An 11,557-nucleotide genomic window follows, 5' to 3' on the forward strand; every position below is an offset into this window, starting at 1 on the left:
AAGAGGTAGAGGATCTCTCACTAATTCGATATGTTTTGGAACCTATTCAGAAACAGGAAATTCGCAGCTTGTATGAATCTTTTTGTAAACAAGAAGAGATGTTTTTCAGCGATGAGATTATTGATCAAGTTGAAAATGATACATATCTAGAACCTCCATACGGAATGAGTGACGATACGTTGACGCATCGTTATACGTCAGGTGGACAAAAAGAAGAAGAAAAAGAAAAAGAAAAAGAAAAACAACAACAAGAATCTTTTAATCCATATGTAGAGAAAAATCCAGACATCGAGAATCCATTACAGAGTAACCAAATAGAAGTGCAAGAAATCGTTGAGTTTTGGGACAACAATGGATTTGGTTTTTCAAACATTAATGCGAAACAGCAGCTATTAGCTTGGTTAGAGGATTCCCGCTTCCTACAGCCGAAAGAAGTCATTTTAAAAGCGATGAATATTGCCTGTGCCAATAACAAGCGAAGGCTGAGTTATGTGGTTGGGATTTTGAAAAACTGGGAAAATGATTCTCTTCTGACGGTAGAAGAAATAGATTCGTATCATGAGAACCAAAAGCCGCTACCCAAGGACAAGCAACCTGCCATGTCAAACGGAAGACAAATTCCAAGTGGATTTAAACTAGATTTAACGGCGGGTGAAGAGTGATGAGTGTAGCAGAAAAAGCGTTCTTAGGGTGTTTAATCAAAGCAGAGTATTTACTCAAGGATACTGTGGTCCAGCCTGACCAGCTCGAAAGCACCAGGCATAAAGAATTAATGCGAAAAATGGTGGAGTTAAACCGGGCCGGTAAGAATATCGATTTGATCACCTTGACCACCTTACCCGACCTCGAATCCTTCGGGGGTATGTCTTATCTTTCAGAGCTGTTATCGTTTGCGGATCTTGAAAAATTTGAAGGTACGGAGAAGCTCATTCTCGACCTATGGAAGGAACGGGAAAAGAGACAAATCTTGACGATGGCAGCCCTGAATGATTGGGAGATTGCAAAAGTCATAGCCGAATTGGATAACATTAACCAAATGAAAATGGTGGATCACACGTCTTTACAACAAGCTTTATCCGATATTTATGAGGCCCCTTGGGAAGATCAAGCATCGCTGAAAAGTGCCACAACCGGCATCATAAAGCTCGACGAGGTGACGGGTGGCTTCCAGGATGGCGAAGTAACAATTATAGCTGCTAGACCCTCGATGGGGAAAACCGATGTAATGCTGCATTTTGCCAAAATGACGGGCTGGGCTGGTTACTTGCCACTCGTATTTTCCTTGGAAATGCCTGAAAAGCTGATTACTACACGATTAATGGCTTCAACAGGTGGCTTTAACCGTGCAAAAATGCGGGATCCAAAAAGAATGCTCAGTCAAAGTCAAAAGGATAAATGGTCGGATGTGATTGGTGCGCTCAATCAAACTCATATACAAATTTTTGATGGGGCAGGACAATCCATTGCCGAAATCAGAGCGAAAACGCGGAAAATGATGAATCAATTTCCATCCAAGAAACCGATCCTTTTGATTGATTACTTAACCTTAATCCAGTCAGGACAAATGTACGGAGGGAATTCTCACCTACAGGTCACGGAAATATCAAAATCTCTGAAAACGATGGCGAAGGACTTTAATTGCCCCGTCATTTGTTTGGCGCAGTTAAATCGCTCAGTGGAATCAAGAGCGGATAAACGGCCAATGATGTCTGACATTCGCGAATCCGGCAGTGTGGAACAAGACGCCGATGTGATTTTGTTTTTATATCGTGAGACGTATTATAACAAGGAAATCGACGATCAAACCCTTGAGATCATAGTCTCGAAAAACCGAAATGGTCCCGTTGGAAGCATTACGGTGAATTATAACGAGCATACAGGAAGGATTGTGGACCAAAAGGAAACCAGTGTGACTGTTGCCTAACTTGGTTGAGTCATATGAGCACGAAAGCCAAGCTTGCCAAAAATTTTGAATATCGAGGTGTCATTAGATGTTTGTGAAAGATCTTTACCTTGATAGTTTACGTTATGAAGAATCATCATTGGCCCATTACATACACCATTTACTAGCAGAGAGGAAGATTTCATTAGAGGATAACCTGTCCAATTTAGATTTAGAAGAAGCAGACCATCAGAAGGTAGCTGAAATGATTGAAAACAATGTGTTAGGATTTCATAAAGTTTGCATTTACTCATTGAAAATGAAACCAAAGGAATTTGTGTTTATCTTTGCGAAAAACAAGCTAGAGGCCATCCAGTTCTATACGAAAACATTTCAGCAAATGCCCATGAACTGTCACGAATCTTGCCTGGATTTTGAGTTTACTAGAGGAAATGGAGTGGTTTCATTTCGAGAGATGAGGAAGGAATATGAGAGTTTTCCAGCGATTGCAGGGTATTTTAAAAGGCTTTAACGAGCAATTTGGACAGTTTGTAGACCTAGAAGCTTGAATGTAGGAGGTAGTTATTTTGCGAAAAAGAATAACAGGAGCCGCATTAGTAGCAGCCACAACACTTCTAGCCTTACATTCGCCATCCTATCAGCAAGAAGATTCAAAGCCAACGGTCAGCGTACAGCAGGATAAGGTGATAGCGAGTACTTCACTTATGGATGAAGCATTGGTCATCCCGACAGGACAAGTGCCTGTCACATTGGTGGATACCATTGATGGAGATACCATAAAGGTAAGAGTGAAAGGGAAAATTGAAACGGTTCGTTATTTATTGATTGATACACCGGAATCGAAAAAGCCAGACATGTGTGTCCAGCCTTACGCTAAGGAAGCTTTCTTAAGGAATGACGGACTGGTGAAGAGCGGCACTCTAACGATAGAATACGAGCAGGGGAACATAAGGGATGCCTATGGCCGGCTCTTGGCCTATGTTTATATTGATGGCCAATCTGTTCAAGGAACGCTGCTAAAAGAAGGATTCGCACGAGTAGCGTATATTATGAGTCCACCTTATAAATATTTGGTATTATATAGAGACGTTGAAAGTTTGGCAAGAAGAGAGAAATTAAATATCTGGAGCCGACAGAACTTTGTGACAAGGTGGGGGTTTAGTGGGTGTGTGCCATAATATAACCAATTAGAGTATGGTCTTTTATGATATAACCGAAAATCCTTCACCAAGAAATATTGATGCTTCAAAATTTAGGCGATAGTTCAGAAAAGGCTTTTGAAATTGAGAATGCGATACTGTCCTCCACAGTCTTCAAAACTGCTTGAGACCTGCGTGTCAGGTCTGGTGGGTTCGATTCCCACGCAGTCCCGCCAACCCTTGATATTTAAGGATTTATGAGGGCTTATATTGAGGATAGAAGGATATTTTTGCCCCCTTTCCAAGGCAAAAATATCTTCATTGGTCACAGTTTGGTCACAAGGAATAATTTAAAATAATAATTACTTAATAAGTTGCTCAAATTGTTGAGCAGCTTCTTTTTGCATGTTTGGTAATACGTGAGTGTAAGTATCCATGGTGATACCGATTGTAGAATGCCCTAATCTTTCTGAAACAACTTTTGGGTGTATTCCTTGCTGCAGCATTAGTGTAGCATGGGTGTGCCTTAAATCGTGAAACCTTATATATGGCAAGCCACTAATTTCAACGAACTTACGATAATTCCTTGCCATTTCTGTTGGCTGAATCGGTTTTCCGTTTTTTTGAGCAAATACTAAATCAAAATCATGATAATCTTGGCCTAGCAGGAGCTTATATTCTAATTGCGGTTTGTATAATTTTTTTAATTCCTTTGCTAGGTTAGGTGTAATTGTGATTGACCTACTTTTGCCCGATTTTGGTTCTTTAAACGTTAAGCCAACCTTTTTTACTTCTTGTAATGATTGTCTTACAGATATCACAAGATTATCAAAATCGATATCCTGCCAGCGCAATCCTAACACCTCGCCACGGCGCATTCCTGTATATATAGTTGTTAAGTAAATTGGATAGTATGAAGAGCCTTTAGCCACTTCCAGAAATGTTATAACTTGTTCATGATCCCAAGTGTGCATTTCAACTTTTTTCGTTTTTGGCGGTGATACTGCTCCAGCAACATTCCTAGATAAAAGTTGCCATTTTACTGCATCTTTTAGCGCTTTAAAGATAAGCCTATGGTGGTGTTTTACCGATGTTGCTGAAAGGCCACTGCCATCTAATTTTCCATTATATAATTTTTGAACATAATATTCTTGTAAATGAGCGGGTTGTAATTTTGAAATTTTAATATGTCCTAACCCAGGCTTTAAATGTTGCGTAATCATGATAAAAGATATAAAACCATAGTTTTGAGAATCAAAATGTTATAAAAAATTGATTGACTTTCAATAAGATCAGCCCTCTGCAAATGGTCCAGATTAACTCTTGTATTACGTAGTAGACTTATACTGTGCAGCAACAATTCCCAATTGTGGAAAATATAAACAAAAATTCGTTAAGTTTTGTTCATATTTTAATATCAAAGTTTGTTATATTGTGAAGCTTTTCACTTAAAATAAAGGGCAGCTATCTATAGTATGAAAATCCACCGTATTCAACGTAAGTAATGATAACAAAAGTGATAGATTTCTATCTTTGTGGAAGCAATATCGGATTCAAGAACTGTTAGGACCTGTCCCCAAAAACCATCTGTGGTATACTGAGTTAAACAAAGTAGAAATGGGTGTCAATACATGAAGAACGAAGAGATACTTGCTGTGCTGAAATCTCTGTCCAATGAGACGCGACTCAATATTCTTTGTTGGCTGAAGGAACCAGGAGAAATGAACGCGAACCTGCCCACGGCCATCAAAGAAGAATTTCCAGGCGGTGTATGTGTAGGAAGCATTCAAGAGAAGTCCGGCCTCGCACAGTCTGTTATTTCCTCTTATCTGTCTTCCATGCAGAAGATTGGCTTGCTTGAGTCACGCCGCTTCGGCCAGTGGACATATTACAGGCGCAATGAAGAAGCAATTGCTGAGTTTTTGGAACAATTCGCAGCTGGATTGCACGCAAAAGTGGATTAACTTAATAATGTACGGCTTTATTATTTGCATATTAATCTATATATCTGTATATTCATTTTTATAGATTTAAAAAAACAGCGATATGAGGAGAGAGTACGATGAACTTATCCAAAGTAGCAGCACCTTTATTTGAGGCTTTTGAAGGCGGCAATCTGAAGCTAGAAAACCGCATTGTCATGGCTCCCATGACACGCTGCTTTTCCCCAAATGGCGTTCCGGGTCCAGATGTGGCTGGATATTATCGCCGCAGAGCAGAAAATGGTGTCGGTCTTATTATTACAGAAGGAACGGTTATCAACCATCCGGCAGCACCGGCCGACCATAATGTGCCCCACTTCTATGGTGAAGAAGCACTTGAAGGATGGGCACACGTTGTTCGGGAAGTACATGAAGCAGGCGGCAAAATTGCTCCACAAATCTGGCATACTGGCACGGCTCGCGAAAGAAAGAAATTTCCTGATTCAGATGCCGATCCAATCGGCCCATCCGGCTTGAGTCTGACTGGAAAACAAGTATCTGATCCGCTGACAGCCGAGGAAATCCGCGGTCTTGTTCAAAGCTATGCACAAGCGGCTGCAGATGCAAAGCGCATCGGTTTTGATGCGGTGGAGATTCACGGCGCACACGGTTATCTCATCGATCAGTTTTTCTGGGAAGTGACCAACAAGCGAACAGATGAGTATGGCGGCGATATGATTGGCCGTACCCGATTTGCGGTAGAGGTTATCGAAGCGGTGAGAGCTGCAGTCGGTCCTGACTTCCCAATTATCTTCCGTTTCTCCCAATGGAAGCCGGTTGATTACACAGCAAAGCTGGCTGCAACTCCTGAAGAACTGGAACGTTTCCTTAAACCATTGTCTGAAGCAGGCGTCAATATTTTCCACGCTTCCACACGCCGTTTTTGGGAACCAGAATTTGAAGGCTCTGACCTTAACTTGGCAGGCTGGACACGCAAGCTAACTGGCAAACCAGCCATCACAGTTGGATCAGTTGGCCTTGATTCCGAATTCACTAGCTTGTTTGAATCAGGAAAAGGTGGACAAATTGCCGGTATCGATAGCCTGATTGAACGCATTGAACGCGGAGAATTCGACCTAGTTGCGGTAGGCCGTGCCCTCTTGAACGACCCGGCATGGGCAGCCAAAATTCGCGATGGCCGCAATGATGAACTTCAAGCATTTACCCGTGAGGCACTTGGTACGCTGAGCTAATCTGTGTTTTAGGGACAGGTTCCTATACTCATTTTTAAGGATTTATCTTATTTACCGAAAATTTAAAGGATGGGTTCCTCGTAAATGGGACATTAGATTCTATTACTCATTTAAAAGGCTCCACAGAGATAATTTTACTCTGCCGATCCTTTATTTTGGATATTAATGCTCGTGAATCCGAGTCGCAAAGTGCCTGTCCCTGCGACCCGCCTAGTTTACTCGATTTCCTTGCTTAGTTGAACACAGTTTGGAAAGACTCAACTGGTGCTACAAGATTCAAATGCGATGTCTTAGAGGATTAGAACATGGATTCTCAATAGAATACTGGGATATATAAGTTGATAAAACTACCGAAAACATTTTATCAGTATGTCAATGCAGTAAATGTGAGAATGAAATATTGTGTACAAGATATTAATGCACAGTACAACGATACTATTCAATAGAAAACGATATTCCACAATCGGAGTGATTGCGGAAGACCAAAAGCCTATATCCTCGGTAAGGAGGATGTAGGCTTTTTTACTTCAAAATCGTTGACGTTTTTCTATTGGTAAATTCTTTGACAGCAAGTGGTAAATTTCGTGGCAACTGCTGGTAAAAAACATGGCAGATATGGTACATTCTTGTGGCTGTAATCAAAGAAGGGCTTCTACTATTAGATAGAGAACATTTGATTGAAAAATTAATAAAGGAGGTCCTGCCCATGAAAAATTCTACGTTGCTTCAAGGGAGAAGAGTATAGGGGATAGCGCATAAATTCGCCCTCTAAACAATGTGTTTCCAATGCGTGAAAGGGGCATCTTAATGTTTCATTTTGACTTTAACCCATTTGTTCATATTAACAAAAGGATGAGGCTCCGTATAAAGTCTGAACGATTCCGCAAATTTTTGGTCACACCCTTTCTGTTTCTGGCATTTAAATGATGTAGGTTTTGGCAGTATGTTTATTAATCAGTTTGAATCATTACCCGATGTAGCTTTGTATAACTGCTAATATTTATACATAATTGTCAAGCAGTGCTTATTGTATTAACTGGGAGTTTAGTTTAAGTGTATTCCTTCACAAAGTTACAGAAAAAGCCGATTATCCCAAATAAAAAAAGGAAAATCGGCTTACTTTAACTCTTCATTTAAAATGATTCCGTTTGATGCATTAAATAAAAATGTTAAGTTAAATCGTAATTAGTGTAGCTTTGAGCTCTGTGAACCAACAGAGATTATTTGTTCCAAGACATACAAGTCATACTTTTATGTTCAATAACACAAAGGTTTCTAAATCAGAACAACATCAGCCTCAACCTTAGCTGTATACAATTTCGTGTTTTTCACGCTTTTGATATAGCTCCCAATATTTCTCTGCAATTAGTTCAGGCGCAAAATGAGTGCCCGGAGCGACAGCGCCAGCAATTGTAACCGTGCCGACAAAAACGCCTTGAGGCTTTAGTTCTTCTGCCAGAGTAAAGGCTAGGTTGCGTAGAGAAGATTTGCCTATGCCCAAAGCAGTGTAGGCTGCCGAAGGATACATCGCCAAGCCGCCACCCGTGAAGAGGATTGTTCCTGATTTTTGTGCTACTTGATCTGGAATAACTTGAAGTGTACAATGCAAGGCACCGGCTACGTCCACCTGAAAATGAGACACAAGGGATTCTGCTGTCAAAGAAGTTGGTTTTCCGCCTTTCAAAACTGCAGCGTTGTACACCAGAACATCAGTTGTACCGTAGTTTTTCTTGATTTGGTCAAAAGCTTCTGTTAGTGATGCTGGACTTGCCGCATCCGCTGCTACTGCGTAAGCTTCTACTCCTTCCGAGCTCAACTCCTGCACATATTGCTTCAGCGCTTCCTGATTACGAGAAACTAGAACAACACGGAAGTCATTGGCACCGAATTTTTTTGCGACATGATTCCCGACACCAGGACCTGCTCCAACAACGACGATAAGCTTTTTATTCATTTTTTTATCCTCCTAAAATTTTAGTAAACTCAACAAACAAGACCAATATTATCCTTTTCCTGCGCTACACCTGGTCTCGACTTTTAATAAGAATTGAGGCGATTAATCCTACTCCTAATAAAAGTGCTAACAATTCAAACGTTAAAAGATAGCTACTTATGCTCAATATACCCATAGCTACAATCGGTCCAAGAGTTGCACCCATAAATAGAATAAACGAGAACAGTGAAATCGCAGCGCCCCGTGCCATTCCTCCTAATTGTCCGACAAGTGAGATTAGGGTAGAAATGGTTATGGAGACGCCAGCCACAAAAACAACACTCATCACGATAAGGAAGACCAAATTAGTGCTAACTCCTAAAATCGCAAGACCTAAAACGGCTAAAGATAAGCCAACTCTAATAACGGCGTGAATACCAAACTTTGTGACCAGTTTTCCAGAAAACGGAGAAACTAACATACCTAAAATGCCGACACATCGCACATACAGAATATCTTGATTATTAAGACCGAATGTTCCACTTAAATAATTCCCTAGCGTTGTATACATACCAACAAAAGAAAGTAAAAGCGTTATAGTGATGATGTAACACAAAATTAAGGATTTTTGTGTAAAAACCTTTCCCATTTGTTTAAAAGAGTCAAGCATACTGCCTTTTATTTGTGGAGCATCACTCATTGGGATAAAAAACGTTACTAATATTGCAGTGATTAGATAAACCACTCCAAGGATATAGAACACAAAGTTCCAACCAAAGTTCTCACTTATTAGACTGCTGAACACCTGACCAACAATTCCAGACATTAAAAATCCTGTGCTAACAAATCCAGTTGTAGTAATCCGTTTTTCTGCTGGAAAATGTTCTACTACATACGAAAGTGCAGCTGGAGCAAACGTTGCAGCAGCAATTCCTTGTATCGCCCGAAGAGCAATCAACCAAGACAAATTATCAAGCAATGCAATTACAGGTGAAACAATGGTTAACACAATTAGTCCAATTAAAATAATTTGCTTTCGTCCATACCGATCTGATAAGGGACCGATAAATAAAAAACCCACAGCATAACAAAATGAAAATGCACTGCCGATCCAGGCTGCTTGTGACGTTGATACTTTAAACGCTTCTGCAAATACTGAAACCAAGGGAATGGTGATATATAGGCTAGATACAACAACTAAACCACACCAAAAAAGTATTGCTGTTATGAGAGAATAACTTCTTTCCGAAGTTTCATGATTAACTTTTAAATCTGCTTCTTTCAAAGAAAGGACCTCCTTATTGAGATAGTTAATACCATGAAAACAGACTTCTGCCTTCTTCCAACAGGGCAATCATCGCCATATCATTATCAGATAACGTAAAGTCAAAGACATCCATATTTTCAATCATTCGTTCCCTATGGGTGGATTTAGGAATCACAACGATTCCGCGTTGGATTAAATATCGAAGACCCACCTGAGCGTTCGACTTTTCATATTTTTTCCCGATCTCTCTTAATGTTTCATTAGAAAAGAAGTGATTCTTTCCCTCTGCAAAAGGAGCCCAAGATTCAATTTGCGTGCCATATTGTTTCATTATTTCCTGTGCCTGCGCTTGCTGCCGAAATACGTGTGTCTCCACCTGATTGACCGCAGGAATGACATTGCAGGATTCAACCACATCCATAAATACATCGGGATTAAAATTAGAAACTCCAATTGCTCTTATTTTTCCGCTTTGATAAGCTTCCTCCATGGCACGATAAATCCCGTGATAGTCAGGAAAAGGCTCGTGCATCAAAAGCAGGTCAATGTAATCGAGCTTCATCGTTCGTAATGATTGATCAATTGCATTTACGGCTTTTCGGTAACCGCCATACGGTATATACAATTTGGATGTAATAAACAAGTTTTCGCGCAGCACACCGGATTTTCGGATTGCAATCCCGACCTCTTTTTCATTGCCATATACCTGTGCTGTGTCTATCGAACGATATCCAACATCGATTGCATCGAAAACGCATCGCTCACATTCTCTGGCACTGATTTGATAAACTCCAAATCCCAAAATTGGCATTTTCACACCATTATTCAAAGTGATAGACTCCACAATTTTCCCCCCCTTACTGAAAAACATCTCTTGCCCTTTGTTCCAATCTGTAAGATTTCCTTAATGTTAAACCAAGGACCGGAAGCTTGAATGACTGTCCCAAGTTTTAACATTAATACTCTTGAATTTTAATCCATAGCCACTTGACAGTGAATACACTAAAAAGCTAACATAGCTTTAACTTAAAGTTAAAGCAGGTGTTGCATGTACAATAGACAAATCTATACATTTATTCAAGTAGCAGACTGTGGGAGCTTTTCCAAAGCAGCAGAAAAACTGTTTATCTCTACCGTATCCGTAATGAAACAGATCAATGCTCTTGAGAGTGATATAGGAGTGAAACTACTGGAGCGAACAAACCAAGGCGTATTTTTGACCGCAGCCGGAAGTTCTATTTATCATGATGCAAAGCAGATGATTCAAGCTTCCGACAGCGCCATCCAGCGTGCCAGACAGATAGCAGGTGAAGAACAATACGTCATACGAGTTGGAACTTCTTTGCTGCGTCCAAGCAAGATACTGATTGATCTATGGTCAAAAATTGATGGCGGCAATTTACCTTTCCAGATAAAAATTGTCCCCTTTGAAGACGATATGATCTCTACTGTTGCCTCTTTAGGCAAGGAGATCGACTGTTTTGTAGGTCCCTGCGGCTCTATTCAGTGGATGAAGCAATACAATGTCCATTTGCTTGGAATGAATCAATGCTGCATAGCTGTTTCACGTAAACACCGACTAGCAAAGAAAAAGCTATTGAAATGGGAAGATTTATACGGAGAAACTCTTATGCTTGTAAAACGTGGCGAAGCTCTGGTTTTAGACCGCTTGCGGGATGAGATTGAAGCAAAACATCCAGAAATCCATATCATAGACACACCAAATTTCTATGATGCAGATGTTTTCAATAAATGTGAGCAGATGAATTATGTCATGGAAACACTGGATATTTGGGCAGAGGTACATCCTTCCCTTGTGACGATTCCTGTAGAATGGGATTATGAGATTCCCTTTGGGATTGTATATGCCAATGAGCCATCCAAAGCTTTCATGGCTTTTATTGATACAATCAAAAAGGCAAACGTTTTGAAATAATTCCTGTCCCAATTGTGTATTTGGTATTTAAAACATACTGTTTATGGCAGTATGTCTTTTGAATGAAAAAAAAGCTGAAAATATGCAAGAAGTGAATAAAAACTTGCATATCTTCAATTAAAAATAAACGGAATTACTATAATAAAAGGCAAAGCGATTTGGAGATGTGTCGGAGCTAATTTTGAATAAATATCACTATTGATA

The 11,557-nt window shown here is 40.1% G+C and carries 11 protein-coding genes and 1 tRNA gene; 8 read left to right on the plus strand and 4 right to left on the minus strand.

The genetic code is table 11. The annotated features are described in order from the left end of the window. From V7266_RS25580 to V7266_RS25600, 5 genes are all read left to right on the plus strand, one after another. On the plus strand, nt 1-662 hold a 662-nt coding region (locus tag V7266_RS25580; protein ID WP_335472067.1), incomplete at its 5' end, for a DnaD domain protein. Beyond that, the gene (locus tag V7266_RS25585) at nt 662-1,924 is read left to right on the plus strand and encodes a replicative DNA helicase (protein ID WP_335472068.1); all 1,263 of its coding nucleotides are present in this window, start codon (nt 662-664) and stop codon (nt 1,922-1,924) included. The genes V7266_RS25580 and V7266_RS25585, both read left to right, overlap by 1 nt. 67 nt (nt 1,925-1,991) lie before the next feature. Continuing rightward, nucleotides 1,992-2,414, plus strand: a complete 423-nt coding sequence (locus tag V7266_RS25590; RefSeq protein WP_335472069.1) for a hypothetical protein — start codon at nt 1,992-1,994, stop codon at nt 2,412-2,414. Between the two features lie 55 nt (nt 2,415-2,469). After that, nucleotides 2,470-3,081 carry a thermonuclease family protein gene (locus V7266_RS25595; protein ID WP_335472070.1) on the plus strand — a complete coding sequence of 204 codons (612 nt, stop codon included), beginning with the start codon at nt 2,470-2,472 and terminating at the stop codon, nt 3,079-3,081. A 107-nt stretch (nt 3,082-3,188) separates the two neighbouring features. Beyond that, nucleotides 3,189-3,278 (plus strand) — tRNA-Sec (locus V7266_RS25600). Between the two features lie 126 nt (nt 3,279-3,404). On the opposite strand, the gene V7266_RS25605 is transcribed toward V7266_RS25600, so the two are convergent. Then, on the minus strand, nt 3,405-4,265 hold the full coding sequence (locus V7266_RS25605) for a tyrosine-type recombinase/integrase (RefSeq protein ID WP_335472071.1): 861 nt from the start codon (nt 4,263-4,265) through the stop codon (nt 3,405-3,407). 408 nt (nt 4,266-4,673) lie between these two features. Between V7266_RS25605 and V7266_RS25610 the strand changes: the two genes are divergently transcribed. Beyond that, entirely contained in the window at nt 4,674-5,006 is a 333-nt protein-coding gene (locus tag V7266_RS25610) for an ArsR/SmtB family transcription factor (RefSeq protein WP_308172278.1), read from the plus strand. 98 nt (nt 5,007-5,104) lie between these two features. Then, a complete protein-coding gene (locus V7266_RS25615) occupies nt 5,105-6,217 on the plus strand; it encodes an NADH:flavin oxidoreductase (RefSeq protein ID WP_335472072.1) in 1,113 nt (370 codons plus the stop codon). Nucleotides 6,218-7,520: 1,303 nt separating this feature from the next. On the opposite strand, the gene V7266_RS25620 is transcribed toward V7266_RS25615, so the two are convergent. From V7266_RS25620 to V7266_RS25630, 3 genes are all read right to left on the minus strand, one after another. Continuing rightward, nucleotides 7,521-8,171, minus strand: a complete 651-nt coding sequence (locus V7266_RS25620; protein ID WP_335472073.1) for an SDR family NAD(P)-dependent oxidoreductase — start codon at nt 8,169-8,171, stop codon at nt 7,521-7,523. A 64-nt stretch (nt 8,172-8,235) separates the two neighbouring features. Further along, on the minus strand, nt 8,236-9,435 hold the full coding sequence (locus V7266_RS25625; RefSeq protein WP_335472074.1) for an MFS transporter: 1,200 nt from the start codon (nt 9,433-9,435) through the stop codon (nt 8,236-8,238). A 25-nt stretch (nt 9,436-9,460) separates the two neighbouring features. Beyond that, nucleotides 9,461-10,261 (minus strand): aldo/keto reductase, encoded by an 801-nt coding sequence (locus V7266_RS25630; protein WP_335472075.1) that lies wholly within the window; start codon nt 10,259-10,261, stop codon nt 9,461-9,463. A gap of 204 nt (nt 10,262-10,465) precedes the next feature. Between V7266_RS25630 and V7266_RS25635 the strand changes: the two genes are divergently transcribed. Next, nucleotides 10,466-11,353, plus strand: a complete 888-nt coding sequence (locus V7266_RS25635; protein WP_335472076.1) for a LysR family transcriptional regulator — start codon at nt 10,466-10,468, stop codon at nt 11,351-11,353. Nucleotides 11,354-11,557 lie beyond the last annotated feature (204 nt).

Source organism: Neobacillus drentensis (genome assembly GCF_036965645.1).
GTDB classification, from domain to species: Bacteria; Bacillota; Bacilli; order Bacillales; family Cytobacillaceae; genus Neobacillus; species Neobacillus drentensis_D.

Excerpts from the sequence above, each read along its gene's own strand:
- V7266_RS25590 (WP_335472069.1), top strand. The coding sequence starts at position 1,992 with ATGTTTGTGAAAGATCTTTACCTTGATAGTTTACGTTATGAAGAATCA.
- V7266_RS25610 (WP_308172278.1), top strand. The coding sequence starts at position 4,674 with ATGAAGAACGAAGAGATACTTGCTGTGCTGAAATCTCTGTCCAATGAG.
- V7266_RS25585 (WP_335472068.1), top strand. The coding sequence starts at position 662 with ATGAGTGTAGCAGAAAAAGCGTTCTTAGGGTGTTTAATCAAAGCAGAG.
- V7266_RS25635 (WP_335472076.1), top strand. The coding sequence starts at position 10,466 with ATGTACAATAGACAAATCTATACATTTATTCAAGTAGCAGACTGTGGG.
- V7266_RS25615 (WP_335472072.1), top strand. The coding sequence starts at position 5,105 with ATGAACTTATCCAAAGTAGCAGCACCTTTATTTGAGGCTTTTGAAGGC.
- V7266_RS25620 (WP_335472073.1), bottom strand. The coding sequence starts at position 8,171 with ATGAATAAAAAGCTTATCGTCGTTGTTGGAGCAGGTCCTGGTGTCGGG.
- V7266_RS25605 (WP_335472071.1), bottom strand. The coding sequence starts at position 4,265 with ATGATTACGCAACATTTAAAGCCTGGGTTAGGACATATTAAAATTTCA.